Source organism: Stutzerimonas stutzeri (assembly GCF_000952685.1).
GTDB classification, from domain to species: Bacteria; Pseudomonadota; Gammaproteobacteria; order Pseudomonadales; family Pseudomonadaceae; genus Stutzerimonas; species Stutzerimonas stutzeri_E.
Genome location: NZ_JYHV01000029.1, coordinates 153,167 through 179,367, shown reverse-complemented (window position 1 = coordinate 179,367; position 26,201 = coordinate 153,167). Strand labels below are relative to the sequence as shown.

The window sequence follows — 26,201 nt, the reverse complement described above, 5'->3', positions numbered from 1 at the left end:
GTATTAACCAAAGTCCGGGCGACCTTGCCCCCTGTCTCTAAAACAACAACGAAGGGACCCTACGATGCATACCGCCAAAGCTGCTGCCGCTGCCGTCCTGCTCGGGATATCGTCACTGGTCAGTGCCGAGACCGTCACCCTCAAGATCGGCCATTTCCTTCCCGCCGCGTCAAATGCGCATGCCAACGTCATCGAGCCTTGGTGTGCAGATCTGGAAAAAGAGTCGCAGGGTCGCCTGAAATGCCAGATCTATCCGTCGATGCAACTGGGCGGCACCCCGGCCAAGCTGGCGGACATGGCCCGAAACGGTGTGGCTGATATCGTCTGGACAGCTCCCGGCTACTCCGCGGGCAAGTTCCCGCGGGTAGAGGCGCTGGAGCTGCCATCCCTGCTCCCGTATGGCGGTCAGGCTGGCAATCGCATCATCTGGGATTTCTACGAGCAGTACGCGAAGGATGATTTCAAAGACTACAAAATGCTCGCGCTGTTTGGCGACGGCGGCATGGATGTACACACGCGCAGCACACCGGTAAGAACGGCAGCGGACTTCAAGGACCTGAAACTGCGCGCATCCAGCCGAACCATTGCCAGGACCCTGGAAAGCCTCGGCGCGACGCCCGTGAGCATGCCCCCCGCACAGATGACCGAGGCGATATCCAAGGGCGTGGTCGACGGTGCGATGGCGACCTGGGAAGTGGTGCCGCCTACCAAACTCGATGAAGTCACCCAATATCACAGCGCTGCCGAAGGCCGCCAGGCATTCGGCTACACGGTGCTGACGATGCTGATGAACAAGCGCAAATACGAGCAACTGCCGGATGATCTAAAGGCCATTCTCGACCGCAACAGCGGCAAGGCGCTGGCCGAGCGCTTTGGTGCCGCCTGGGACAAGGCGATCGCCGAGGCCAAACAGAAGGTACCGGCTGACTCGATCGTGCCGATTGCTGACGCGGAGTACCAAGCCATGGAAGCCGCCGTGGCTGCGGTACCGGATCAGTGGGCGAAAGAGGCCAGCGATAACGGGCTCGACGGTGCTGCGCTGGTAGACGGCGTGCGCAAGCTGGTTGCCGGTGACCGGTGATTAGATGAACGAGTCCCTGTCCTTTCCCACTACGCCTCAGCATGCCGGCTTCCTCCGGCGTGTGCTGGATATCACCACCCGATCCTTCGCCCTGGCGGGCGGGCTGATTCTGCTGGGATTGATCAACATGTCGCTGGTATCGATCGTCGGTAGAAAGCTGTTCTCCACGCCGATACGCGGTGACATGGAGATCATGGAAGTGGGGGCTGCCGTAGCCATTGCGGCTTTTCTGCCTCTGTGTGAGTTCAGAGGCAACCATCTCAAGGCTGATGCCTTCACGCTCAAGGCGCCCTTGATGGTGCGAAGAGTGCTGGATGGGCTCGCCCATTTTCTGTGTTTCTTCGCGGCCGCGATTCTCGTCTGGCGAACCAGCCTGCAGGCACTTGAAAGCCTGGAATACGGGGACGTAACCACGCTGCTTTCCATTCCTCTGTGGATTCCGCTGGCGCTGATTGTGCCCAGCCTTGCATTGCTTGCGCTGTGTGCGCTGGCAAGGGTGGCAGACATCATTCGCGGTGCGGGAGTGCGGGCATGAGCGGCTTGACGTTGGGGCTCATCGCGCTGGCTGTGACCATGTTCCTGCTGGTGATGCGCATCCATATCGGCGTCACCATGCTGGTTGGCGGTGCGCTGTGCTACCTGGCGGTGAATGACGGCGACTTCAACGCGTTGTGGTTCACCCTGAATAACCTGGCCTATTCGCGCCTATCGAGTTATGACCTGGCGGTGATCCCGCTTTTCGTGCTGATGGGGCAGTTCGCCACGCACGGAGGATTGTCGAAGGGCATCTTCCGCTGCGCAGCGGCTTTCGTGGGGCATCTGCGGGGCGGGCTGGGAATGTCCGCCATCGGCGCTTGCGCCGGCTTCGGTGCCATCTGCGGCTCCTCGCTGGCAACGTCGGCGACCATGAGTCACGTGGCGTTACCCGAGTTGCGGCGTCATCACTATTCCGGACGTTTGGCGACGGCCACAGTCGCGGCGGGCGGCACCCTGGGCATTCTCATACCGCCCTCGGTGCCGTTGATCATCTATGCGGTGCTGACCCAGGAGTCGATCGCCAAGCTGTTCGTCGCGGCGGTAATCCCAGGCATCCTTGCGGTGATCGGCTACATGATCGTCCTGCGCATCATGGTGGCACGCGACGAGGACACCATCGATGTGATCGAAAAAGCGTCGGCAAGCGAGCGTCTGCGTGCGTTCGTGCGTGTTCTACCGGTGATCGGGGTATTTCTGGTGGTGATCGTCGGGATCTACGGCGGTTGGGCGAACCCGACCGAGGCGGCATCCATCGGCGCGGCGGCCTGCGGCATTCTCGCGGTGCTGCAGGGCGGCATGCGCTGGGCCGGCATGCGTACCAGCCTGCTGGGCACGGCCGAAACCACCGCGATGATCTTCTTGGTGCTGCTCGGAGCTGACCTGCTCAATTCAGGCCTGGCGCTGACCCAGATGCCGACCGAACTGGCCACACGGGTGAGCGAGTCCGGCCTGGCTCCAATGATCGTGCTAGCGGCGATCCTGGTGCTGTACTTACTGCTGGGCTGCGTGATGGATTCGCTGGCGATGATCCTATTGACCATCCCGATCTTCTATCCGCTGATCATCGGGCTGGATTTCTACGGGCTCGATGCCTCCGAAAAGTCCATCTGGTTCGGCATCCTCGCCTTGATGGTGGTGGAGATCGGGCTGATCACGCCGCCGCTGGGCATGAACCTGTTCATCGTGCAGAAAGCGGCGGGCGACGTGCCGTTCTCCGAGACGGCGCGGGGCGTGCTGCCGTTCCTGGCCTCCGACCTGGTTCGCATCGTGCTGCTGGCGCTGTTTCCGATCATCAGCCTCGGCTTGCTTAGCCTGTAGATCGACATCGCAGCCGTCGCCCTGACGGCTGCAGCTGCTGGAGCAAACAATGACCACCGTAACCCGACCGCAGCGGCTGATCGTGCTGCTCGCGGCACTGACTGCATTCGGTCCGCTTTCCATCGATATGTACCTGCCGAGCCTACCCGTGATCGCTGCCGACCTCGGCGCGACCGAGTCGGCTATTCAACTGACCATCGGGGTGTTCCTGGGCGGCGTCAGCGCCGGGATGTTGCTTTATGGGCCGTTGTCCGATCGCTTCGGTCGGCGGCGGCTCCTGCTTGGCGGCATGCTCTTGTACATTCTCGCCAGCCTCGGCTGTGCGGTTAGCGCCGATGCGCAGCAGCTCACCGTGCTAAGGCTGGTCCAAGCCCTCGGCGCCGCTTCGGCGACGGTGCTGGCGCGAACCATCGTGCGCGATATTTTCGTGGTGTCGCAGGCAGCCCGAACCCTTTCACTGATGCATCTGGTGACCATGGTCGCGACGCTGATCGCGCCCATTCTCGGCAGCTACCTGATGCTGATCACCGGTTGGCGATCACTGTTCATTTCGCTCGCAGGCTATGCGGCAATCTGCCTGGTGTGCGTCTATCTGGCGATACCTGAAACCCATCCCTCGGAACGGCGGGGCGCGTCGGTGAGCCGCGCGTTCCGTGCCTATGGACGGTTGCTGCGCAGCGCGCACGCGGTGGGGCTAATTCTCTGCATGTCGCTGTGCTTCGCCGGGATGTTCGCCTACATCACCGCATCGCCCTTTATCTACATCGATTACTTCGGCGTGTCGGCGCAGCGCTATGGTTTGCTGTTCGCACTGAATATCGCCGGCGTCATTGTCGTCACCTTGTTCAATGCACGGCTGGTGACCCGCGTCGGGCCCCACCGCATGCTGGTCTTTGGCGTGCTCATGGCTGCTGCGTCGGGTATTGGGCTGCTGATCGTTGGGTTGATCGAAGCCGGCGGGCTCGCTGCCATCGTGGTCGGGCTGCTTTGTTATATCAGCGTCACCGGACTGCTGGGCGCCAACTGCCTGGCCCGGCTCCTTGGCGACTTTCCCGAGCAGGCGGGGGCCGCTGCGGGATTGGCCGTCGCTACCCAGTTCGGCTTGGGCATGCTGGCGAGTGCCTGGGTCAGCGCATGGCATGACGGCACGCCGCTCCCCATGACCCTGATCATCGCGACGACCGGAATCGGCAGTGCGCTGGCCTATGGTCTGGCCTGCCGGACTCACCCGTAAGACTCGGCTTAGCCCGTATGGGCACCTGTACGGGGGAACATCCGAGGGGCGGCGAATGGTGTGTGTTTAGGGTGTTTCGGGGGCTGCCGTATTTTCATGAAAAGTGCAACTCACTCCCCGGAACATACATTTCGATGGATCGTTCACACATTCATAATCGAGCCATACCCAAGTCGATCCAGTCGTGGCGTGGGCGGGGCATCCTTGCGTGAATGCCCGTCGTTGTCCTGTCACGAATGGGTCGGCCGGAAAGCACAACCATAATCAGGGTCACCGTATGAAAAAGCCAAACCCGCTACTCGAAAGCCTTCAGGACATCCTGCCTGCCATTGCCGCCAATGCTTCCAAAGCCGAAGGGCTGCGCATGGTGCCACCGGAAAATATCGAGATGCTCAAGGGCATTGGCATGCATCGGGCCTTCCAGCCCAAGCCCTACGGTGGCCTTGAGATTTCATTGCCCGAATTTGCCGATTGCATAGCCGCGCTGGCCGGCGCCTGCGCCAGCACGGCCTGGGCGATGAGCTTGCTGTGCACGCATAGCCATCAACTGGCGATGTTTCCCAGGCAGCTACAGGACGAAGTCTGGGGCGAGAACCCGGATGCCACGGCCAGCAGCAGCATCGCGCCCTTCGGCAAGGTGGAGGAGGTCGAAGGCGGGGTCATCTTCAATGGCGAGATGGGCTGGAGCAGCGGCTCCGACCACGCTGAGTGGGCAATCATGGGTTGCAAGCGCAAAGACGCTGAAGGCAACCTGAACTACTGTTTCGCGGTGCTGCCGCGCTCGGATTACGAAATCCGTGACGACTGGTATGCCGTCGGCATGCGGGGCAGCGGCACCAAGACGCTAAGCGTCAAGGATGCCTTCGTGCCCAACCATCGCATCCAGACCGCCAAGGACATGATGGAAGGCAAGTCGGCCGGTTTTGGTTTGTACCCGGACAGCAAAATCTTCTATTCGCCGTACCGTCCATATTTCGCCAGTGGTTTCTCGATTGTCAGTCTCGGGATCGCCGAACGCATGCTCGTCGCCTTCAAGGAAAAGACTAAAAACCGCGTGCGGGCATACACCGGCGCCAATGTCGGTGCGGCAACACCAGCGCTGATGCGCCTGGCCGAGTCCACCCACCAGGTCGCCGCAGCTCGCGCGTTTCTGGAAAAAACCTGGCAGCAGCATGCCGAGTACAGCGAAGCACATCGCTATCCCGATCGAGAGACGCTGGCGTTCTGGCGGACCAACCAGGCCTATGCGGTGAAGATGTGCATCCAAGCAGTGGATCGCCTGTTCGAGGCAGCGGGCGGTGGCGCCTGGATGGAAGCCAACGAAATGCAGCGCTTGTTCCGCGACGTGCACATGACCGGTGCTCATGCCTACACCGATTACGACGTGTGCGCACAGATCCTCGGCCGAGAGCTTATGGGCCTGGAGCCCGATCCGACCCTGCTCTGAGCCGCTGCCCTTTCACTACAAGAACAACTGGCTGTCGGGCGCCGGCAGCCGAGGAGCCCTGCATGAACACCCCCCACGAGTCGGGTTTCGACCCGCGCGCCTTCCGCCGTGCGCTCGGCAATTTCGCCACAGGCGTAACCGTCATGACGGCCGCCACGCCTGCCGGTCAGCAGGCCGGCGTCACGGCCAACAGCTTCAACTCGGTATCGCTCGACCCCGCGCTGATCCTCTGGAGCATCGACAAGCGTTCCACCAGCTATGAGGTGTTTGCGGAGGCGAGCCACTTCGCGGTCAACATCCTGGCGGCAGACCAGATCGAGATATCCAACCAGTTCGCCCGCCCCAAGGACGACAAGTTCGCCGGGATCGACTTCGAGCGCGGCGCCGGTGGCGCGCCGCTACTGGCCGACTGCGCGGCACGCTTCCAGTGCGAACGGCATCAGATCGTCGAAGGTGGTGATCACTGGATTCTGATCGGTAAGGTGGTTGCGTTCGACGACTTCGGTCGGTCGCCGCTGCTCTATCACCAGGGCGCCTATTCCATGGTGCTGCCGCACACGCGGATGCACCGTCAGGACGAAGTGCAGCGGCCGACGAGCGCCTTTCAGGGACGTCTGGCCGACAATATGTACTACTTGATGACCCAAGCGGTGCGCTGCTACCAGGCCAGTTATCAACCTCGTCAGCTGTCCACCGGTTTGCGCACCAGCGAGGCGCGCATGCTGATGGTGCTCGAGAACGATTCGGGCCTGAGCATGGCGGACCTGCAGCGTGAGGTCGACATGCCCCTGCGCGAGATCGAGCAGGCGGCCGAGATACTCAAACGCAAGGGGCTGGTCAGTGACAGCGCTGCCGGCTACGCGCTCACCCCGTCAGGGAACGAGCAGACCGAGGATCTCTGGAGCATTTCCAAGGAACAGCAAGACGCTGTGTTCGGACGTTTCAGCGACGAGCAGATGTCGGCCTTCAAGCAGGTATTGAGAGCGTTGATAGCCGGTTGTTGAGTACGGACGGCGCCTCAGGGCGCCGTTTTACGTTTGGCGGCTCCATCGCGCTGTGATATTGAAAAGCCACCATGACAGCCCGATGCAAGAGCTCGGCAGCCAGGGGCAAGAAACTCCGGCCGCCGCGTTTCACAGTAGCAAGCGATTGCGCGACGCCTGATCGAGACGATCGCGTACTACTGCAACCGACGGCTTGGGCCGAATACGAATACGGGACGAACAATTATGAACCCGACACAGGTATCCAGTCTTGCGAACGCTGCACCAGGGAGCGCTTCGACCATGACGAAAAAGCTGGGCTTTCTGACCATGATGTCGATCTGTATCGGCGTGGTCATCGTGCAGGGCTCGATGATCTCGGCGACGCAGGGAATCGGTATCGGCGGCATGGGCTTCATCGCGGCGATGTTCGTCGCTTTCGTGCTGGCGCAATTCAACGCCATGACCTTTTCCGAGCTATCGCTGATGTTCCCGCAGGCCGGAACGCTGGCCACTTACACGCAGAAAGCGATCGGCCATTTCCCGGCCATCGTCGCGGTGTTTGCAGGTTACGTGGTGGTGGCAATGCTGGCGCTGCCGGTCGAGATGTTCCTGGTCGATGCCATCATCGGTGAGTTGCTCCCCGGCATGTTTCCAGCGAAGGTCGTGCCTATTGCCATCCTGGTCCTGCTGACGATCACTAACTTGGTGGGGGCAGATGTTTTCGCCAGGGTGCAGAATCTGCTGGCGTTCGTCCTCGTCTGCGCACTGGTGCTGATTGGCCTGTGCGCTGTGACCGGTATCGCCGAGCCGTATCCGGCGATCGAGGGAGCAGGGGTCGATTGGAGCTTCGCCTCGGTCGCTGATGGCAGCTTCCTGGGGCTGGTCGCCTTGGCGATGTGGCTGATGGTCGGGGTCGAATTCATCTGCCCGATGATCAACGAGGTCGACAAGCCCGAACGCAACATCCCGCGGGCGATGATGCTTTCGCTGGTGCTGATGCTGGCGATTTTCCTGACGTTCGTGGTTGGCGCTTCTCGCTACCTGAGCGCGGAAACCCTGGCGACGGCGCCGTTGCCGTACCTGGATTATGCGAACGCTGTGTTCGGTAAGGCCGGTCTGCTGGTTGCTACCGTCATGGCTATCGCAGCGACCTGCAGCACGATCAATACCGTACTCGCGGCCGTACCGCGGATGCTGCAGGGCATGGCCGAGAATGGTCAGGCGTTCCCGCAGATGAAGATCGTCAGCGAGCGCTTCGGCACGCCCTGGGTTGCGATCTTGTTCATGGCCATCATCATCGCCGTTCCTGTGCTGCTCGCCGATATCGATTCGCTCATCACGCTGGTGATCGCCGCATCCACCAGTTGGCTGCTCGCCTACATCGTCGCGCACGTCAACGTGCTGGTTCTGCGCCGCCGCATGCCGGAGCACGCGCGTCCCTACAGGACGCCGTTCTATCCGCTGCCACAGCTGCTGGGTATTCTCGGCATGGCCTATGTGGCTCTGAACAACTCGCCGTCGCCGGAAATCACGGCGCTGGTCTACAAGATTACCGGTGGCATCCTGTTGCTGATCAGTGTCATTGCGGCGCTCTGGGTGAAGTTCTACATGAAGCGCAACCTGTTCGAACCGGATCTGTCGTAACCGCTCGACGAGGCGCCGCAAGGCGCCTTTTTTTCGTCTGCATGGCAGCGGCAAACAACACCACAGCAGCGAGAGGCAAGACGGGGGGTGCGGTTGAGGACTTAATTCTCTGAACGGATCGGGGGGAGAGTGCTCATGAGAGGATTGCTGCTGTTGCTGACGCTGTTGGCCGGTCTGGCCCGGGCCGATACCACACTCAGAGTGCTCAACTGGAAGGACTACATCGAACCCGAGGTGCTGGAACGCTTCAAGGCCGAGCATGCGGTGCGCATCGACTACCAGACCTTCACCTCGGCCGATGAACTCGACCGCCTGCTGGATGCCGGCACGCCCTACGACCTGATCGTGCCCTCGCATTTCCAGCTCACCAGATTGATCGACAGCGGCCGGCTCCTGCGCCTGGATAAATTCCGCCTGAGCCACTACGACAATCTGGATCCGAAACTACTCGCCTCCCTGGCGGCCTTTTCCAGGGCAAACGATTACGTCGTGCCTTATCTCTGGACCACCGTCGGCCTCGTGACGGATGACGCCAAGCTGGCCGAGCGGCTTGGTGAGACGCCAGCCGACAGCTGGTCCGTTCTGTTCGATCCAACTATTGCCAACAGGCTGAGCGATTGCGGCATCGGTTGGATAGACGCGCCGGAGGAAATCTTCTCGCTCTGGTTGAACTATCGCGGCAAACAGCTTGGGCGAGCCAGCCCACGGGCCCTGGAGCGCTATGCGCGGCGCATTGGCGAGTCGGCTTCACGGGTTGGCTCGCTGAACAATGACGCCTATGTGGATGGCCTCGCCAAGGGGCAGCTCTGCGTTGCCATGGCGTGGGCAGGGCACGCGATCACCGCCGCGCAGCAGCGCCCGTCGCTGCGATACCGGATCCCGCGTGAAGGCGGTTTGCTGACCATTGACAGCTGGGCGATACCTGCCAATGCCGGCAACCCGGAACTTGCCCATCGATTCATCAACTTCATGCTGATGGCTCCGGTTGCGGTCCGCAACACCCAGGCGACGGGCTTCTACTCACCGATGAAGACCACGCTGGCCGAGATGGAGGCTTTGGCGATCACCGACGCCCGTCTTGTGCCAACCGCCGCTGCGCGGCAGCGCCTGTATTTCCTGGAGCAGCTGTCCCCTGATCAGAAAGCGGTCATTGATCGAGAGTGGTCGCGCTTGAAACAGGATCGGGCGCCTGACCTGGTGCCATAACCGTGTGGAGTGCTCATGTTCATCGATAAACGCCAACGGCTCGCCGAAGATCTCGTACAGCAGCTGGAGGCCCTGGGGCGGGGCGAACCCGTCGCGGCATCCGCGTCTCTGCGGCCGTTCCCGCTGCTGATCGAGGCACTCGACCAGCTTCAACGCCGGGAACAAGCTACAGCCGAACGGTTAGAGCGCTTCAAACACGAGGCGGCTGGCTCCCGTAGCGCTCTGAGCACGGCCGAGCAACGTATCGCGAGCCTGGAGCGCGATTGCATCGCCCTCGAGCATGCGCACCGCGAGGCCGCTCGTGCGCGTGAAGTCCTCGCGGAACAGAACGAACTGCATGCTCGTGAAGCGCATGTCTGGGAGATCATGCAGTCGACGCTCACCGAGGGCTGCTGGGACATCACGGTAGTCAACGGACGAGTCGACGACCCGGCCAGCCTGATGCGGCTGTCTGGGCAGTTCCGAGCATTGATGGGGTATGGTGCGGAGGAGCTGCCCGATGGCTGGGATAGCCAGGTCAGCATTACTCATCCGGACGATGCGCCGGCCATCTTCGCGTTGTTCGAGCGAGAAATCGTCAGTCCCGCCGGTAGCGGTGAGTACGTCATCGAATACCGTATGCGGCACAAGACCCGCGGCTATATCTGGTGCCGCGAGCGCGGGCGTGCAGTGCGCGACGCCGCTGGCGTGCTCTATCGGGTGATCGGGGCGGTCAGGGACATCTCGGACGAACACAGCGCGCGCTCGGTCCATGAGCAGATGGTGCGGCAGAACCAGGCGACCTACGCGCAGATCGCCCAGGTCGTCAGCGTCATCAAGGGCATCGCTGATCAGACAAACTTGCTGGCGCTCAATGCGGCGATCGAGGCCGCCCGCGCCGGCGAAGTGGGGCGGGGATTCTCGGTGGTCGCCGACGAGGTGAAGAAACTGGCGGACCGGACTCGGCAGGCCACCCAGCAGATCCAGGAGATGCTCGAGGCGCAGACGCTGCGCGGTACGGGCAGTGGATCCGAGGCGAGCTGACAAGTAAATGAGCCAGGAGAGTCACGCCATGTCGAAGCTGCTGCGTGTCGTCCCGAGCATTACCTTGAGCCTGGCCCGCGAAATCCTGGCGTGCGTGATTGAGGAGGCCGAGCGCCAGGAGGTGGCCGTCAGCGTCGCTATTGTCGGTGCCGGAGGCGAAGTGGTGTTGACCGCGCATATGGATGGCGCACCGCCGCCAAGCCGCGCCATTGCGCTGAGCAAGGCGATGACCGCTGCCGCGTTCCGTGACTCAACGGCCGAGTGGGAGGAGCGGCTGGCCTGCTGCTCTGCAATGGTCAGGCAAGGCTTACCGTTGCAGCCGGGTCTTGCATTTTTCGGTGGCGGCGAACCCTTCGTGCATCAGGGCGACGTCATCGGTGCGGTTGGTCTTTCAGGTGCGTCCGAGTCGGTCGATGTCGCGTGCGCTCGCGCGGCCAGCGAACGGGTGAAGGCCTTGCTGCAGGGCCTGCCCGACTAGATGCCCGGCTTTTTCAGTCCTGGCATGATCGGTCAAGCCGGCGTCAGTGATGGTCAAGACTTTTGCGCGCTGAAAACCGTTAATAGGCCACTCCGTTGTAGCTTTGCCGGCAAACCAGATGTTTACCGCCAGAGCGTTCACCTCGTGCAGGTTGTCCCATGATCAATATCGAAACCCCGACGTATTACACCGCCACGAAGAAATACGACCTGAGCTTCCCTTCACTCGAAGGTGATATCGAGGCGGATGTCGTCGTGATTGGTGGCGGGTTCTCCGGCGTGAACACCGCGCTGGAACTGGCCGAGAAAGGAATCACCAATATCGTGTTGCTGGAAGCGCGCTATCTAGGCTTCGGCGGCACCGGGCGCAACGGCGGACAGATCATGGCGGGTATTGGCCATGATCTTGAAACGATCCGCAAGCAAGTGGGCGAGGATGGCCTGGCGAAGATCTTCGAAATCAGTGATCAGGGCGCCAAGATCATCAAGAGCCGTATCGAGCGTTACAACATCGATGCGGATTTCACCCATGGCTATGGCTACATGGGCTTCAACAGCCGCCAGGAGAAGACGCTGCGGGGCTGGGAAAAAGAATTTCGCGCCATCGCGCCGGATCAGGAAATCGAGCTGCTGACCGGGTCTGATCTGAAGCGGATGGTCGGGTCGGATGCTTACAGCTGTGGTCTTCTTCACATGGGCGGTGGCCATGTTCACTCGCTCAATCTGCTGCTCGGCGAAGCACAGGCTCTGACCAGCCATGGCGCCAGGCTCTACGAAAACAGCCCGGCGCTGGCCGTCGAGTACGGCGACCGAGTCACGGTGCGCACCGCCAAGGGCTCGGTCAGGGCGAGCAAGCTGCTCTGGGCCTGCGACAGCTTTCTCAACAAGCTCGAGCCCACGCTGCATAAGAAGACGCTCAACACCTACGCCTTCCAGATCATGACCGAGCCGCTGTCCGACGCGCTCATCGAGCGCATCAGTCCGATCCGCGGTGCGTTCAGCGATATCCGTCCGGTCATCGACTACTACCGGGTCACGGCTGAGAACCGGCTCCTGTTCGGTTCTGCTACCCCGTACGTGGAGCATATTCCCAGCGACCTGAAGGCCTGGAATCGCAACCTGATGCTTAAGATCTTCCCCTATCTCAAGGACGTGAAGATCGATCTGGCTTGGGGCGGGCCGATGGCCGTCGGTGCGAACCTGTTCCCGCAGATCGGCTCCTTGCCCGGTCATCCAAACGTGTTCTTCGTACAGGGTTACGCAGGATTCGGCGTCACTCCGAGCCACATCATCTGCAAGGTTCTCGCCGAGGGGATGAACGAAGGTTCGGCCCGCTACGATCTGATCAGTTCTGTACAGCATGCCGATATCCCGGCCAAGGACACCTTGCGTGCCCTCATTCTCACGGGCGGCAAAACCTGGCATCAGCTCGAAGGCTTCTGGACCGGGCGCCGCTAATAACGACTCACCTCAACTGGAGGAACTGCCATGACCCCGATCAAACAGGGTGTTACGTATCAAGAACTGGATAGCTGGGGCACTGTCGCTGACCTTGGCTCGGAAATCCTCGAAGGTGAAGCGAAGATAGCCGGTCGCATGACCTTCGGTGCACCGACCGATCCGGTCAGCGCTGGCTACTTCGCCGCGACCAGGAGCAAGTTCCGCATGGTCTATCCGTTCACCGAACAGGCCACCGTCGTGCACGGCGAAGTGGTCCTGACCGATGAAAAGACCGGACAAAGCACCCGATACAAAGCTGGCGAGAGCTGGTTCGTCGAAAAAGGCACGCCCGTTCTGTGGGACGTCGTCAGCGACAGCTTCACCAAGCACTACCTCGCGGTCGTCTGACCCATCCGAGCCCGCCGGAAGGTCTGGCGGGCTCATTCTCTCGGTTGGCTTCGAAGAGCCATACAAGGGGGGCCTTACATGCTTGCGATTGAAGGGTCCGGGGTGTCCGCCACCCAGGCATGCCTCAGGGCGGTGACTTTGGCGGTTCCTGCGGCTAGCGCTGCGCTGTACCGCATCGATGAGGGGCTCGACGCCTTCGACTACGAACTGCTCGGGCTGACGCCCACCATGCACCAGCGCTACCTCGATACCTACCAGCGCTTCGATCCGTTGAGACCCGTCCGATGTCAGGCGCTAGGCCTGGATCTCGTCACCCTCGATGAAGCCCGGGCCGTCCAGTCACGTTCTGCCTGCGATACCTACGGCCGATTTCTTGCCCGTTTTGGCGCGTGCGATGTCGTGGAGCTGCTGGTCAGCGATCAAGGCCGACCTGTGTTGGGTATCTCGCTGCTGCGTATCGTAGGGCAGGGGACGTTCAATGATCGCGACCTTGACTGCCTGGCGGGCATGCGCGGCTTGCTCCAGCTGGCTCTACCATCGCTCTGTCCACCGTCGGCCGACGCGTTCAAGCGCTTGACCGGTCGTGAGCGCGAATTGACCGAACTGCTCCGTCAGGGAGCGAGCAACAAGGTGCTGGCCCAGACACTCGGGGTTGGCTTGCCCACGATCAAGACGCATCTCAACAACCTCTATCGCAAGTTGGGCGTGCATAATCGCACCGAGCTGATCGCGACGCTTTTTCTGCAGAACTGAGGGTTCTGCAGTAAGCGTCCGGCGTAAATCGCTTGCCCCGGCTTAGTTCAAGCGCATCAACGCCTGGAGCGAGACGGCACGATAGTCCTTGGGACTGGCCTCGTACTGTTTCTTGAACGAGCGACTGAAATGCGCCGAATCGGTGAAACCCCATTTGTATGCGATCGAGGTGATCGACTGATGGCGCAGGTTCGGGTTGGCCAGGTCGGCCGCGCTGCGTTTGAGTCGCATGCGCTGAATGTAACGGCAGACACTGTCTCCCTGCTCTTCGAACAGGCGGTACAGATGTCGAACGGATATTTCCAACCGAGTCGCAAGCGAGAGGGGTGTGAGGTTCGGCTGACCGAGCGACTCATCGATTAGCTTGTACACGCAAGCACGGAGGCTTTGGCTGTCCAGCGACTCGAACACCATGTCCTGGTTGGCGTTGCGGCAAAGCGACGGACTTAGCAGCGTCGTGAACGCAGATAGTAGGGAGCCCGCCTCGCTGGTATCTGCGGTAGACCCTTCTTCATACAGGCAGAGCTGGTCGATGAGCAGCTTGAGCATGCGGCCGCTGGTGTGATTGGTCGAGACCTTGCCGAACTGTGTACCGGGGCTGCGCAGCACTTTGACCACCTCAGCTCGGGGGAGCGCAAAGGAGGCATGTTCGATCAGTCCCTGGGGAGTGATTTCGCAACTGCCCACCGAATCCATCAAAACGATATCGCCCGGAACGAGCGTGAAGGTTATGCCGTTCTGTGAAATCTGAGACGTACCGCTGCGCTGACTGACCAGAAAGCAATTGCTCTCATCCTCGCGGTCCGGGCGGCGAGTGCGTCTGATCAAGCCGGCATTGGTCTTCAAGTGGGCAAGTGTGATTCCTGCATGAGCTCGGGCTTCAACTTCGCCAATGAACAGGGAGCGGTTATAGGCGAGCTGTGTTTCATAGGCGCCGCAAACCGATTCGATTGATTGCTGCCAACGTTCCAATGCGTGGTGTGTGGTCTGTTGCCCCAACATGGCGCCCTCCGAAGCACAGCTGCTCATTCGTAATTCGTTAATATGTTACCTATCGGAGCAATTTGCTCCTTTAGGCCAACCATAATTAGAAAGGAGCATTTTTTGTGCCAGCGCTCGTCAGCGGTGAATGGATAATTCCTGATCGAGCTGCTGTGGATAGCAGTACGCTGGTTCGCGCCTAGTCATTGCGTCGGCTTGTACGAAAGCTTTCCCGGCTTTGCTGCTAGTGGATGACCGCCGGCATATCGATACGGCGCCAGATGGCTTCGAAGACGCTGTACAGGGCGAAAGCCGCCAACCCGAGACCGACCAGCGAGAGCCAGAAGGCACCGAAGGGCAGGCTTTGTAACGCATTCAGCGCATCTTCCAGACCAGGCGGATCGGTTGGTTCGTAGCGCGCTCCGCCACTGAAAAGCATGCCGGCAATGATCAGGAAGGCAACACCTCGCGCAATCAGACCTGCGCGTGAAATCGGTCGGACCCAGCGCATGACATCTTCGGAGGCGTAGAAATATTTTTCGAACTTTGCTTTCCAGCCCTTGATGATATGAGCGATACCCACGCCAAGCGGAATCAGTGCAACGGCGTAGACCAGGTAGTTGGAAAACTTCCAGCCGAGCAGACCCGATAGGAAGTCCTGGCCATCAGAGCCGCCACTGCCACCTGCATTGCCTATCGGACTGCCGAGCAGGCCCAGCGTGAACAGCGTGAGCAGGGCATAGGCGATCGCGCTGCCGACCAGACCAGCTCGGATCGCGAGGCCTTTGGCGTCGGCGCCATGACCTTCCGGATCGGCGATTGCCTGAGTCAGGCGCCATGCCGCATAGGCCACGAGCCCTACCACCAAGATCCAGAGCAAGGTTTCACCGAACGGCTGGCTCAACAATTGTTGGATGGCGCCTTTTGTGCCGATGGTTTCACCGCTGCCGATACCGGCAAGGAACGCGAAAGCGCCGATGATCAGGTAGACCACGCCTCGAGCGGCGTACCCGCTCCGTGCGAGCCAGACGATGCCTTTGCTTATGCTGTCGTCATCTTTTGCACTGGCTGGGTTGGTGTGCATAGAGCATCCTTGTGTATGTAAGTGTGTTCAGTAGACGCGTAACGTCGCGCAACGGTTCGCGAAACTCGGGACACAGCTGCCGGCCGGTGGTGGTAGCAATGAGAGCGAACGTAAACGGGACGCCGAGCCGAGCCCGCTAGGCAGCGGCGCCAGGCACCACTGAGCCGTCGGCATGGCTGCTAGTGCTGCAGGGCTATTGATGCCGATTGCCAGCGGCTTCTGAGCGCGGCAAATCCTGCCGGCACGGTTGGCCGTCGCGAGGTTGCGGCTATCGGACACAGATCAAGGCGTCGTGGCGGTCGCACAATCCCGACAGTTAATGAGAAACTGTGTCGTCTTCACGTAAGGAACTTCCGAGCATCATGTCGTTTAGCCGTAGACAGATACTCACCGGGCTGGTCGGGCTGGGCGCCGTCGGCGCAGGCGTCGGGGGCGTACGCTACTGGCTCGGGCGTCCCGCTGATGTCGCCACCCATGATTACGACCTGATCGCAGCACCCGCTGATATCGAGCTGATTCCTGGTGCGGCGACGCCCGCCTGGTGTTACGGCGGGCAAGCTCCAGGCCAAGAATTGCGTGCGCGACAGGGTGACTGGCTGCGGGTGCGCTTCACCAATCATCTGCCGGAACCGACCACCATCCACTGGCATGGCATCCGTCTGCCGTTGAACATGGATGGCGTGCCGTACGTATCGCAGCTTCCGGTGTTGCCGGGCGAGTCATTCGATTACCGCTTTCAGGTGCCTGATGCAGGCAGTTTCTGGTATCACCCGCACACTCGCAGCGCCGAACAGCTTGGTCGCGGCCTGGTCGGGCCGCTGATCATTGAGGAACGTGAGCCGAGCGGCTTCCGCCACGAGCGCACGCTGAGCCTGAAGAGCTGGCACGTCGACAAGGAAGGCGCATTCACAGCCTTCAGCGTACCGCGCGAAGCCGCACGCGGCGGCACTCCGGGCGTGCTCTCGAGCGTCAATGGCGAGCATGCGCCGACATTGGAATTACCCGCCGGACAGGTGGTGCGCCTGCGCATTCTCAACCTGGACAACACGCTGACCTACCGGTTGAATCTGCCGGACGGAGAAGCGCGTCTCTATGCGCTCGATGGCAACCCGATCGATCCGCGTCCGCTCGGCAAGGGTTATTGGTTGGGGCCGGGCATGCGCGCGGATTTGGCGTTGAAGGTTCCGCCGGCTGGCGAGGAGCTGTCGCTGCGTAATGGTCCGCTACGGTTGGCCACCCTGAAGTCGGTGAACACCAACGAGGTAGGGGGGGACTGGCCTGCGGCGCTACCCGCCAATCCTGTCGCCGAACCGAATCTGCAGCAGGCCGAAACCCTGCGCTTCAACTTCGAATGGGCCGGCACCTTGTCCAGCGACGCGGGGCAGGACAAGGCGTTCACCTTCTGGCAAATCAACGGCCAGGCCTGGGACATCAACGACAAGACCTGTGCGGACCGACCAATCGCGACGCTGAGAAAGAACGGCCACTACATCTTCGAACTGCGTAACCTCAGCCAATATCAACACCCGATTCATTTGCACGGCATGACCTTCAAGGTGATCTCGTCCAACCGCAAGAAGATCGACCCCTGGCTCACCGATACCTATCTGCTGGGCAAGAATGAAACCGCCAGAATCGCGTTGGTGGCGGATAATCCGGGCGTTTGGATGTTTCACTGCCATGTCATCGACCATATGGAAACCGGGCTGATGGCGGCCATCGAAGTGGTGTAAGCAGCTGCTGCCAAGCGTCACAACAGCAAGTGAACAGCGAGTGTCTGGAGTGGGTAAGCTGGATTTGAAATGAAAAGACCCGTGATCATCGATCGTTCTCGTGACGAGGACTTCATGCGTGAAGCGTTAGCGCTGGCCGCAGAAGGTGCGCAGTTGGGAGAAGTTCCGGTAGGGGCGGTAGTGGTGCAGAACGGCCAGGTCATCGGCCGCGGCTTCAATTGTCCGATATCTCGCCACGACCCCAGCGCGCATGCCGAAATGGTGGCGATCCGTGACGCAGCAGCGAATATCGCAAACTACCGACTGTCGGGCAGTACGCTGTACGTGACGCTAGAGCCTTGCAGTATGTGCGCCGGACTGATTGTGCATTCACGCATCCAACGAGTGGTGTACGGCGCTACGGAGCCCAAGGCTGGTGTAGCGATCAGCCGCGGGCAGTTCTTTTCCCAGGCGTTTCTCAACCACCGCGTGGTGGTCGAAGGTGGCGTTATGCCAGATGCGTGCAGCGCAATGCTGAGCGAGTTCTTTCGGGCTCGGCGCCTCAAGGCTCGTGAAGGTGGGGCACTGGGGCAGGTGGAAGGCTGAGAGGGCGAACGTCTGACGATCAGACGTTGCCGCTGTAGCGACGCACGCCTGCTTCCGGCAGCTTTTCGTGGGCGGCAATGCTGCCCTGGGCGGGAAATACCACCAAATGGTCGGCGGCGATGCCAATACCGACATCCTGGCCGGTCGGATAGTCCGCATGGCTGGGGAAGATCCCTTCGAGCAGATTGCCGGTCGGCAATTGCAGGCGATACAAGGTCGAGGCGCCGAGGAACGTCTTGCCGACGATGAGCGCCTTGAGCGCGCTTTGCGGCGAATAGACGATGTCGTCGGGGCGCAGCAGAACGTCCACCGAGCTGCCGGCCGGCATGGTATAGGCACGGTTGCCGCGAATGACGCCAAGCTCGGTCTGTACCGTTTCCGGATCGATCAACTGTCCGCGAATGAAGTAACCCTGGCCGATGAAGCTTGCGACAAAAGGCGTAAGCGGTTCGTGGTACAGGTTGAACGGCGTGTCCCACTGTTCCAGGCGACCATCCTTGAATACCCCGACCTGATCGCTGACGGCGAACGCTTCTTCCTGATCATGGGTGACGAGAATCGCACTGGTGCCTCGCGCCTTGAGAATCTCTCGTACTTCATGGCTCAGGCGGCGCCGCAGGTCGCCATCAAGGTTGGAGAAAGGCTCGTCGAGCAGCAGCAGCTCGGGTTCGGGAGCGAGTGCTCGAGCAAGCGCGACACGTTGCTGCTGACCGCCGGATAGCTCGTGCGGGTAGCGCTTGCTGAGGGGCGAAAGATGCACCAGCTCGAGCATTTCGCGAACGATACGTTGGCTGTGCGGGTGCTTGCGAATGCCGAAGCCGATGTTTTCCGCCACGGTCAGATGGGGGAACAGTGCATAGTCCTGGAAAACCATGCCGATCCGGCGCTTCTCCGGCGAGAGCGTGAAGCCACGTCGCGAGAGTACGGCGTCGCCCAGCTGGATCTCGCCTTCGTTAATGTGCTCGAAACCGGCGATGGCCCTTAGCGTGGTGGTCTTGCCGCAGCCGGAAGGCCCCAGCAGGCAGCCGATGTCGCCGCGATTCAAGTGCAGATTGAGGTTCTGGACGACGCTCTGTCCGCCATAACCGCAGTCCAGATTGCGCAGATGCAGCAGCGGCTGATGGCTCATGCGTGGTGGTAGGCCGGCTCGACCAGAAATTCAAGCAGGGCCTTCTGTACATGCAGACGGTTTTCGGCCTGGGACCAGGCGACTGAGCGAGGGTCGTCGAGCAGGTCGTGGCTGATCTCCTCGCCTCGATGAGCCGGCAGGCAATGCATGAACAGCACGTCTTCGTCCGCCACGTCGAGCAGGGCGCGGTCGACCTGATAGGGGCGGAAGGTGGCGATCCGCGCGGCGACTTCGTCTTCCTGGCCCATCGAGGCCCATACATCGGTACTGATAAGATGAGCGCCGGCAGCCGCTTCTCGCGGGTCGCGGACGATCTTTACCCGATCACCCGCTTTGGCCAGCAGTTCGCCCTCGGGCTCGTAGCCTTCAGGGCAGGCGATACGCAGTTGGAAATCGAACTGGATCGCTGCTTCCATATAGGAGTTGCACATGTTGTTGCCATCGCCAATCCAGGCCACCGTCTTGCCGGCGATGCTGCCACGGTACTCATGGAACGTCTGCATGTCGGCCATCAGTTGGCAGGGATGCAGATCGTCGGACAGGCCATTGATGACGGGCACCGATGAGTGGGCCGCGAACTCGGTCAGGGTGGCGTGAGCGAAGGTGCGAATCATGACCGCATCAAGCATGCTCGACATGACGATGGCCGAGTCGCTGATCGGCTCGCCGCGCCCCAGTTGAGTATCGCGAGGCGAGAGGAAGATCGCCTGGCCGCCCAGCTGAATCATGCCGGCCTCGAACGACAATCGAGTCCGCGTCGAGGCTTTCTCGAAGATCATTCCCAGAACCCGATTCTTCAGCGGCTCGAACAGAATGCCGCGCTCGCGCAGATCCTTCAGCTCGATGCCGCGACGAACCAGGCCAAGTAGCTCCTGGGGCGTGCAATCCATCAGTGAGAGAAAATGCCTTGCGCTCATATCAACTACCTTTATTGCCGCAATCGAGGCCTGGGGGTTTTTCGAGAAAAAAGGGGGCCTACGACAGGGGTCGCACCAGAAGCGACGAAACGGGAAAGGCGCGATCTTATCCAGAAAGCATTCACGGGCGCAAATCGGCCTCAGCACGCTGGAAACGTGCCCCACAAGCGAGCATTTATAAGTGGTGGAAGAGAAAAGCCGAGTCCGCGACTCGGCTTTTAACCTGTTGTTACGGTACAATGCGCGCCAACCGTGACTAGCCGAGGTGCCCCATGGATATCATCGAAACCATCAAAGAGCAGATCGAAAAGAACCCGGTGCTGCTGTACATGAAAGGCTCGCCCAACGCCCCGCAGTGCGGCTTCTCCGCCCGCGCGACGCAGGCTGTGATGGGCTGCGGCGAAAAATTCGCTTACGTGGACATCCTGCAGAATCCCGAGATTCGGGCGAACCTGCCGAAATACGCCAACTGGCCGACCTTCCCACAACTGTGGGTCAACGGCGAGCTGGTCGGTGGCAGCGACATCATTCTGGAAATGTTCGAGAAAGGTGAACTGCAACCGCTGATCAAGGAAGCCGTGCAGAAAGCCGGCGCCTGATCGCGATGCCCGACTGAACCCGCCGCACGGCGGGTTTTTTATGTCTCGACGCCTTTCGATCGAGGCATGGCGGTCGCTGCAAAGCCGCGTTGCGCTGGGTAGATGCTGGAATGAAAACGGGAGCCGATGGCTCCCGTTCGCATTACAGGCAGAAGAATCAGTCGTCCATCTGGGACTGGAGATAGTTTTCCATGCCGACCTTGTCGATCAGGCTCAACTGGGTTTCCAGCCAATCGATGTGTTCTTCTTCGGACTCGAGGATGTCTTCCAGCAGCTCGCGGCTTCCGTAGTCGCCGACGCTCTCGCAGTAGGCAATGGCAACCTTGAGATCCTGGACGCCCCCCTGCTCGAGCTTTAGGTCGCAGTCGAGCATTTCACGCGTGTTCTCGCCGATCAGCAGCTTGCCGAGATCCTGCAGATTGGGCAGACCTTCGAGAAACAGGATTCGCTTGATCAGCTTGTCGGCATGCTTCATCTCGTCGATGGATTCGTCGTATTCATGCTTGCCGAGCTTGCCGAGTCCCCAATCTTCATACATGCGGGCATGCAGAAAATACTGGTTGATGGCGACCAGCTCATTGCCGAGGATTTTATTGAGGTGCTGAATGACTAGCTTGTCGCCTTTCATGTCGGTGTCCTGCGTTGAATCAATATGTTCGATGCAGGCAGTCTGGCCACCAACTCGTGGGCTGTCAAACCTAAGTCGTTGAATGCAAAAGGGTAAAACTGAATAAGAATACGTCTGTTCCGCGAATGGGGAGCAACACTTTGATTTATGGTCAGAAAAAAGCCGGGCATAGGCCCGGCTTCTAAATATGCTGTTTCTATCAGGCGGGAGCGAAACCGGCGGGGTAGGCCAGGGAAACCTGAGCGCTTTGGACATTGCTCAGCGTTTCACGGACCACTTGCTTGGCAAGGCATGCACATTTGCCGCACTGGCTGGCAACGCCGGTGGCCTCACGCACCTCACGATAGCTGCAGCAGCCTTCGTAGATGGCTTCACGGATCTGGCCGTCGGTAACACCCTGGCAAAGACACACGTACATATGAACTACCCGTTGGGTCTGCGATGTTTGAGATGCTAAACAGAATGAGAATGATTGTCAAAGATCGTTCGTCGGGTAGCGTGCGCCGCCTGGATAGCCGAATTGTCGCTGTGGTTGCATGCGTATAGACGGTTGGCTGAATTGCGCTAATCGAGTGATAAAAGTCCGAACGCGCGATGGGTTAAACTGCGTCCCCTTTTCTGTGTCTGGAGCCGTCATGGCCCTGCAAGCCACGCCCTATAAAGTTGAGATCAATCTCACTGACCTCGATCGCCACGTTTATCAGGATCTGCGCTTTACGGTTGCCCGGCATCCGTCGGAAACCGAAGAGCGTCTCGCCGCCCGGTTGATCGCCTATGTGCTCTGGTACGGCGAGCAGTTGGCGTTCGGCCGCGGGCTATCGGATGTCGACGAGCCGGCGCTATGGGAGAAAAGCCTGGACGATCGCGTGCTGCACTGGATCGAAGTCGGCCAGCCAGACGCCGAGCGGATCACTTGGTGTTCACGGCGTGCGGAACGATTCAGCCTGGTGGCCTACGGCAACTTGCGTGTCTGGCAGACCAAGGTTCTCGACAGCGTGCGCAGCCTGAAGAAGATCAACGTGGTGGCGGTCGATCAGGAGGCGCTGGAAACCGTGGCGCGTGATCTGCCGCGGGCAATCAGCTGGAGTGTCATGATCAGCGAGGGCGGATTGTTCATCACCGATGAGCGCGGCCAGCATGAAGTACCGCTGGAATGGTTGATCGGCGAGCGCGGCTAAAGCGCCGGAAGGACTCGCCGGGGCGTCTGTGCCCCGGCAAGCAGCGATTCAGGACTGCCAGAACTGCACCAGGGCGTTGAAGGAGAGCACCACGCCCGCTGCGGTGGCGATCATTGCCAGCAGGCCGAATACCAGCATCCAGGAGGGATGGCGGTACTCGGTGCCGACAATGCTCGGCTTCTTGGCTGCCCACAGGACACAACCCAGTGCCAGCGGCAGCACCAGTGCATTCAACGAGCCGGCGATGACCAGTACCTTGACCGGTTGGCCGACCAGGCTGTAGATCAATGTCGAACAGGCGATGAAAGCGATCACTACGCGCTGATTGTTGCGCTGGATGCTCTCATGCAGCGAATACATGAAGGTTACGCTGGTATAGGCGGCACCGATCACCGAAGACACTGAAGCGGCCAGCAGCACCACACCGAAAATCTTGTAACCCACCGTACCCATCGAATGGGAGAACACCGACGCGGCCGGGTTGCCGGGATCCAGGCTCAGCCCCTGGCTGACGACGCCCAGGGCGGCCAGGAACAGGCAGATCCGTACTACGCCCGTCGTCGCGATACCGGTCACTGCGGCGCGCGTCACGACGCCCACGTTCTGTACGCCGGTGATGCCGGCTTCCACCAGGCGATGGCCGCCTGAAAACGAGATATAACCGCCCACGGTACCGCCCACCAGTGTCACGATCGGCAGCAGCAGGATCAGCGGGTCGTCGGGATTGAAGCTGCGGTTCAAGGCTTCCATGACCGGCGGGCTCGATTGCAGCATGGCGTAGCCGATCATGCACAGCATGACCAGTCCAAGCAGCTGCATCACCGAGTCCATGACGCTTTTGGCGTTGCGCAGTAGAAAGATGCCGATGATCAGTACCGCTGCGATCAGTGAGCCGATCACCGGCGGTACGCCGAAAATCACGTTCATTGCCAGGCCGGCACCACCGATATTGCCGATATTGAAGGCGACTCCGCCGAGCACGATGAATGCGGAAATCAGGTGGCCGACCCCCGGCAGAACCCGGTTCGCAACGTCCTGACCGCGCATGTTGGCAACGGTGATGATCCGCCAGATGTTGAGCTGGGCGCCGATGTCGATCAGCAGCGAAATGACAATGGCGAAGGCGAAGCTCGCCAGATATTTCTCGGTGAACAGCGAAGTTTGGGTCAGAAAGGCGGGGCCGATCGACGAGGTTGCCATTATGAAGATGGCGCCGCGCAGGACGTTGCGTTGCGACGCAGGGGTGGCGCTGGAGGTGGGGTGCATTGGAGTACCTTTTCTTTATTGGCGTTGGGGCAGGTAGGAATGCAGCCGGGCGTGAACCGGACTCTCTTGTAATTGTTGTTTTGGTTTTGTGTGGTCTGGTCTGGGTCGGATCACCTTTGGGTTTTCTATCGCGTTCGGGAGTACGGTCCGTTGATTCGCTTCGCTATCGAGAGGGCGGACGACGCCAGCTACCTAGCAGCCCGCGTTGCTCGTTCTGCGCGCGCTCCAGGGATATTGGTTTGAGCCGCAATGTGGTTCCCGGCATGCACTGAGCCAGATGAGCGACTGCCAGGGGCGTTAGGGCGCCGAGCCGCGGATAGCCACCGATGGTCTGCCGGTCGTTGAGCAACACGATGGGCTGGCCATCCGGCGGGACCTGAATGGCCCCGAGCGGAACGCCTTCGGAAATCATCGACTGGCGCGAGCTGCGCAGTACCGGCCCGCGCAGGCGAACGCCCATACGATCGGCCCGCTGGTCCACGGTCCATTCGCAGTTGAATGCATCGAACAGGCTTCGCCCGCTGAAGTCACCGATCTGTGCACCCAATACCACCGGCAGCGCATCAGAAGTGATCAGCGGCAGTGTCTGGGTGGCATCCAGAGTTCGCGGTAGGGGGGCTGCGCCATTCCAGTGCAGCCGGTCGCCTGACGCCAATGGTTGGCCGTTTCCGTGTAGCCCACCTAGTTCTTCCCGGCGTACCGTCGCGCAGCTGCCGAGTAGCTGCGGGGCCACGAAACCACCGGGCGCGGCAAGGTAGGCGCGCACGCCCTGGCGCGGCTGGGCGAAGCTGAGCCGTTGCCCCCTGCGAATGCTGAAGCTGCGTCCCGGCGCGATGGGCTGACCGTCCAGTGTGGCGCCCAGATCGGCGCCGCACAGCGCCACGCAGGTATCGGCTTCGGCGAGCAGCACGACATTACCAAGGGTGATTTCCAGGGTAGCGGCCTGCAGCGGATTACCCAGCAGCCAGTTGGCCCAAGCCTGGGAGACCCAGTCAGCAGCGCCGCCCTGGGTCACGCCCAGGTGACGGACACCGAACCGGCCGCCGTCCTGCAAGCTGGCCAACGCGCCACTGCGTTCGATCAGCAGGCTCATGGCATCACCTCGAACGGGCTGTCGTCACCGCCGAGGCGCACGAATTCATCGTGCTCGATAGGCTGAAAACGCACATGGTCGCCAGGCTGCCAGATGCTGTAACCCTCCATTTCTCGATCGAACAGCCGGGTTGGGCTGCGGCCGATCAGGTTCCAGCCCCCGGGCGAAACGAGCGGATAGATCGCGGTCTGGCGGTCAGCGATGCCCAAGCTGCCAGCCGGGACCTGTTTACGGGGTGTCTGCAAGCGAGGACTGGCGAGGATTTCATCGACCAACCCCATGAAGGCGAAGCCCGGCGCAAAGCCCAGCGCGAACACCTGATAAGTTCGGGCGCTGTGCTGCTCGATCACACCGGATATTCCCAACCCGCTGCGCTGGCCGAGGGCCTCGAGCTCCGGCCCGACGCTGGGGTCGTACCACACCGGAATGTTCAGCTCGCGCGCCTGACCACCTGCGTCCGGCTGCAATTCATGCAGGGCATCGGCGATGCACTGGCGCGCCTGATGGTCGTCCAGTCGTGTCAGGTCGTAATGCACCAGCAGCGTCGTATAAGAGGGCACCAGGTCGATCAGCGCCGCACCGAAGGCCTCACGCAGACGGCTGGCCGCAGCCAGAAGCCAGGGCATATGGGCTTCGTCGATCTCATCGAACAGGCGCAGCATCAGGCTGTCGATGCCGACCACTTCGATACGCGGCTTCATCCCGCAAGGCTCTCGAGCGTCTGGCGGATGCGCTGCACCGCAGCAACCGAGCCGGCGTTGTCGCCATGCACACAGAGCGTGTCAGCGCGCAGAACCAGCGCGCTGCCATCGCTGGCGGTCAATGGTTCGCCTTTGGCCAGGCTGAGCGCCTGGGCCGCGACAGTATTGGCATCGTGATGTACCGCACCGGGCAGGGCGCGGGAAACCAGCATGCCGGAGGCGTCATAGGCCCGATCGGCGAATACTTCGAACCAGAGCGTGATGCCGAGCTCGTCCGCCATTGTCTGGCTGGCGCTGTTGTCGCGTGTCGACATTAGCATCAGCGGCAGCGACGGCGCGTAGGAAACGATTGCAGTCATCACGGCGCGCAGCAGTTCTGGCTTGCGCATCATGTCGTTGTACAGCGCGCCGTGGGGTTTGACGTAGCGAACCCGGGTGCCCTCGGCGCGACAGATGCCGTCCAGCGCGCCGATCTGGTAGAGCAGCATGTTCTCCACTTCCTTCGGGCTGCAGTCCATGGAGCGGCGACCGAACCCGGCCAGATCGGGATAAGCCGGATGCGCGCCGATCTGCACGTCATGCTGTGTCGCCAGCGCCACGGTGCGCCGCATGACCTGGGGATCCGACGCGTGGAAGCCGCACGCGATGTTGGCGCAGTCGATGAAGGGCATGACCTCGGCGTCCATGCCCATGGTCCAGGCGCCAAAGCTTTCGCCGATATCGCAATTCAGGAGTAGGGCGTTCATGGGTCCTC

The 26,201-nt window shown here is 60.9% G+C and carries 27 protein-coding genes; 17 read left to right on the top strand and 10 right to left on the bottom strand.

Annotated elements, in window-relative coordinates:
• The first annotated feature begins 64 nt into the window (after nucleotides 1-64).
• The 13 genes from UF78_RS15485 (at nucleotide 65) to UF78_RS15425 (ending at nucleotide 13,553) form a co-directional block, all read left to right on the top strand.
• Nucleotides 65-1,081 carry a TRAP transporter substrate-binding protein gene (locus tag UF78_RS15485; protein ID WP_045163103.1) on the top strand — a complete coding sequence of 339 codons (1,017 nt, stop codon included), beginning with the start codon at nucleotides 65-67 and terminating at the stop codon, nucleotides 1,079-1,081.
• A gap of 4 nt (nucleotides 1,082-1,085) precedes the next feature.
• Nucleotides 1,086-1,616 carry a TRAP transporter small permease gene (locus tag UF78_RS15480; protein ID WP_052679337.1) on the top strand — a complete coding sequence of 177 codons (531 nt, stop codon included), beginning with the start codon at nucleotides 1,086-1,088 and terminating at the stop codon, nucleotides 1,614-1,616.
• Complete coding sequence (locus UF78_RS15475; RefSeq protein WP_045163102.1) at nucleotides 1,613-2,935, top strand: TRAP transporter large permease; 1,323 nt, start codon at nucleotides 1,613-1,615, stop codon at nucleotides 2,933-2,935. Before UF78_RS15480 ends, UF78_RS15475 begins: the two co-directional genes overlap by 4 nt.
• A 49-nt stretch (nucleotides 2,936-2,984) precedes the next feature.
• Complete coding sequence (locus UF78_RS15470) at nucleotides 2,985-4,169, top strand: Bcr/CflA family multidrug efflux MFS transporter (RefSeq protein ID WP_045163101.1); 1,185 nt, start codon at nucleotides 2,985-2,987, stop codon at nucleotides 4,167-4,169.
• Nucleotides 4,170-4,446: 277 nt separating this feature from the next.
• Nucleotides 4,447-5,616, top strand: a complete 1,170-nt coding sequence (locus tag UF78_RS15465; protein WP_045163100.1) for a p-hydroxyphenylacetate 3-hydroxylase oxygenase component — start codon at nucleotides 4,447-4,449, stop codon at nucleotides 5,614-5,616.
• 62 nt (nucleotides 5,617-5,678) lie between these two features.
• Complete coding sequence (locus UF78_RS15460; RefSeq protein WP_045163099.1) at nucleotides 5,679-6,620, top strand: p-hydroxyphenylacetate 3-hydroxylase reductase component; 942 nt, start codon at nucleotides 5,679-5,681, stop codon at nucleotides 6,618-6,620.
• A 282-nt stretch (nucleotides 6,621-6,902) separates the two neighbouring features.
• Complete coding sequence (locus tag UF78_RS15455) at nucleotides 6,903-8,246, top strand: APC family permease (protein WP_230623667.1); 1,344 nt, start codon at nucleotides 6,903-6,905, stop codon at nucleotides 8,244-8,246.
• Between the two features lie 135 nt (nucleotides 8,247-8,381).
• Entirely contained in the window at nucleotides 8,382-9,452 is a 1,071-nt protein-coding gene (locus UF78_RS15450) for an extracellular solute-binding protein (RefSeq protein WP_045163097.1), read from the top strand.
• A gap of 15 nt (nucleotides 9,453-9,467) precedes the next feature.
• Nucleotides 9,468-10,475 carry a methyl-accepting chemotaxis protein gene (locus UF78_RS23215; protein ID WP_045163096.1) on the top strand — a complete coding sequence of 336 codons (1,008 nt, stop codon included), beginning with the start codon at nucleotides 9,468-9,470 and terminating at the stop codon, nucleotides 10,473-10,475.
• A gap of 28 nt (nucleotides 10,476-10,503) precedes the next feature.
• Nucleotides 10,504-10,953, top strand: a complete 450-nt coding sequence (locus tag UF78_RS15440; RefSeq protein WP_045163095.1) for a GlcG/HbpS family heme-binding protein — start codon at nucleotides 10,504-10,506, stop codon at nucleotides 10,951-10,953.
• A gap of 158 nt (nucleotides 10,954-11,111) precedes the next feature.
• On the top strand, nucleotides 11,112-12,410 hold the full coding sequence (locus UF78_RS15435; protein WP_045163094.1) for an NAD(P)/FAD-dependent oxidoreductase: 1,299 nt from the start codon (nucleotides 11,112-11,114) through the stop codon (nucleotides 12,408-12,410).
• 30 nt (nucleotides 12,411-12,440) lie between these two features.
• Nucleotides 12,441-12,800, top strand: a complete 360-nt coding sequence (locus UF78_RS15430; RefSeq protein ID WP_045163093.1) for a cupin domain-containing protein — start codon at nucleotides 12,441-12,443, stop codon at nucleotides 12,798-12,800.
• Nucleotides 12,801-12,878: 78 nt separating this feature from the next.
• Nucleotides 12,879-13,553, top strand: coding sequence for a helix-turn-helix transcriptional regulator (locus UF78_RS15425; protein WP_045163092.1), 675 nt, complete (start codon nucleotides 12,879-12,881; stop codon nucleotides 13,551-13,553).
• A gap of 42 nt (nucleotides 13,554-13,595) precedes the next feature.
• On the opposite strand, the gene feaR is transcribed toward UF78_RS15425, so the two are convergent.
• Together feaR and UF78_RS15415 are read right to left on the bottom strand one after the other, a co-directional pair.
• Nucleotides 13,596-14,582 carry a transcriptional regulator FeaR gene (gene feaR, locus UF78_RS15420; RefSeq protein WP_230623665.1) on the bottom strand — a complete coding sequence of 329 codons (987 nt, stop codon included), beginning with the start codon at nucleotides 14,580-14,582 and terminating at the stop codon, nucleotides 13,596-13,598.
• Between the two features lie 196 nt (nucleotides 14,583-14,778).
• Nucleotides 14,779-15,618, bottom strand: coding sequence for a DUF1206 domain-containing protein (locus UF78_RS15415; protein WP_045163091.1), 840 nt, complete (start codon nucleotides 15,616-15,618; stop codon nucleotides 14,779-14,781).
• Nucleotides 15,619-15,980: 362 nt separating this feature from the next.
• On the opposite strand from UF78_RS15415, the gene UF78_RS15410 reads away from it, so the two are divergent.
• Both UF78_RS15410 and tadA read left to right on the top strand, forming a co-directional pair.
• The gene (locus tag UF78_RS15410) at nucleotides 15,981-17,351 is read left to right on the top strand and encodes a multicopper oxidase family protein (RefSeq protein WP_045163090.1); all 1,371 of its coding nucleotides are present in this window, start codon (nucleotides 15,981-15,983) and stop codon (nucleotides 17,349-17,351) included.
• A gap of 69 nt (nucleotides 17,352-17,420) precedes the next feature.
• A complete protein-coding gene (gene tadA / locus UF78_RS15405) occupies nucleotides 17,421-17,936 on the top strand; it encodes a tRNA adenosine(34) deaminase TadA (protein WP_045163089.1) in 516 nt (171 codons plus the stop codon).
• A 19-nt stretch (nucleotides 17,937-17,955) separates the two neighbouring features.
• Here tadA and UF78_RS15400 read toward each other — a convergent pair whose 3' ends face one another.
• The gene (locus UF78_RS15400; protein WP_045163088.1) at nucleotides 17,956-19,065 is read right to left on the bottom strand and encodes an ABC transporter ATP-binding protein; all 1,110 of its coding nucleotides are present in this window, start codon (nucleotides 19,063-19,065) and stop codon (nucleotides 17,956-17,958) included.
• The gene (gene argF / locus UF78_RS15395) at nucleotides 19,062-19,982 is read right to left on the bottom strand and encodes an ornithine carbamoyltransferase (protein WP_045163087.1); all 921 of its coding nucleotides are present in this window, start codon (nucleotides 19,980-19,982) and stop codon (nucleotides 19,062-19,064) included. The genes UF78_RS15400 and argF overlap by 4 nt, the downstream gene beginning before the upstream one ends.
• A 272-nt stretch (nucleotides 19,983-20,254) precedes the next feature.
• Between argF and grxD the strand changes: the two genes are divergently transcribed.
• Nucleotides 20,255-20,581: a Grx4 family monothiol glutaredoxin gene (grxD, locus tag UF78_RS15390; RefSeq protein ID WP_045163086.1), complete on the top strand. Its 327-nt coding sequence runs from the start codon at nucleotides 20,255-20,257 to the stop codon at nucleotides 20,579-20,581.
• Between the two features lie 157 nt (nucleotides 20,582-20,738).
• On the opposite strand, the gene bfr is transcribed toward grxD, so the two are convergent.
• Together bfr and UF78_RS15380 are read right to left on the bottom strand one after the other, a co-directional pair.
• Nucleotides 20,739-21,209, bottom strand: coding sequence for a bacterioferritin (gene bfr, locus UF78_RS15385; RefSeq protein WP_021209934.1), 471 nt, complete (start codon nucleotides 21,207-21,209; stop codon nucleotides 20,739-20,741).
• Between the two features lie 199 nt (nucleotides 21,210-21,408).
• On the bottom strand, nucleotides 21,409-21,627 hold the full coding sequence (locus UF78_RS15380; protein WP_045163085.1) for a bacterioferritin-associated ferredoxin: 219 nt from the start codon (nucleotides 21,625-21,627) through the stop codon (nucleotides 21,409-21,411).
• A 217-nt stretch (nucleotides 21,628-21,844) separates the two neighbouring features.
• Between UF78_RS15380 and UF78_RS15375 the strand changes: the two genes are divergently transcribed.
• Complete coding sequence (locus tag UF78_RS15375; RefSeq protein ID WP_045163084.1) at nucleotides 21,845-22,387, top strand: YaeQ family protein; 543 nt, start codon at nucleotides 21,845-21,847, stop codon at nucleotides 22,385-22,387.
• 48 nt (nucleotides 22,388-22,435) lie between these two features.
• Here the strand turns inward: UF78_RS15375 and UF78_RS15370 are convergent, their stop codons facing one another.
• The 4 genes from UF78_RS15370 to UF78_RS15355 all read right to left on the bottom strand — a co-directional run bounded on the left by UF78_RS15370 (nucleotide 22,436) and on the right by UF78_RS15355 (nucleotide 26,193).
• Nucleotides 22,436-23,653, bottom strand: coding sequence for an NRAMP family divalent metal transporter (locus UF78_RS15370; RefSeq protein ID WP_045163083.1), 1,218 nt, complete (start codon nucleotides 23,651-23,653; stop codon nucleotides 22,436-22,438).
• A gap of 163 nt (nucleotides 23,654-23,816) precedes the next feature.
• The gene (locus tag UF78_RS15365; RefSeq protein WP_045163082.1) at nucleotides 23,817-24,746 is read right to left on the bottom strand and encodes a biotin-dependent carboxyltransferase family protein; all 930 of its coding nucleotides are present in this window, start codon (nucleotides 24,744-24,746) and stop codon (nucleotides 23,817-23,819) included.
• Nucleotides 24,743-25,447 carry a 5-oxoprolinase subunit PxpB gene (pxpB, locus tag UF78_RS15360; RefSeq protein WP_045163081.1) on the bottom strand — a complete coding sequence of 235 codons (705 nt, stop codon included), beginning with the start codon at nucleotides 25,445-25,447 and terminating at the stop codon, nucleotides 24,743-24,745. The genes UF78_RS15365 and pxpB overlap by 4 nt, the downstream gene beginning before the upstream one ends.
• Complete coding sequence (locus UF78_RS15355) at nucleotides 25,444-26,193, bottom strand: 5-oxoprolinase subunit PxpA (RefSeq protein ID WP_045163080.1); 750 nt, start codon at nucleotides 26,191-26,193, stop codon at nucleotides 25,444-25,446. The genes pxpB and UF78_RS15355 overlap by 4 nt, the downstream gene beginning before the upstream one ends.
• Nucleotides 26,194-26,201: the final 8 nt, after the last annotated feature.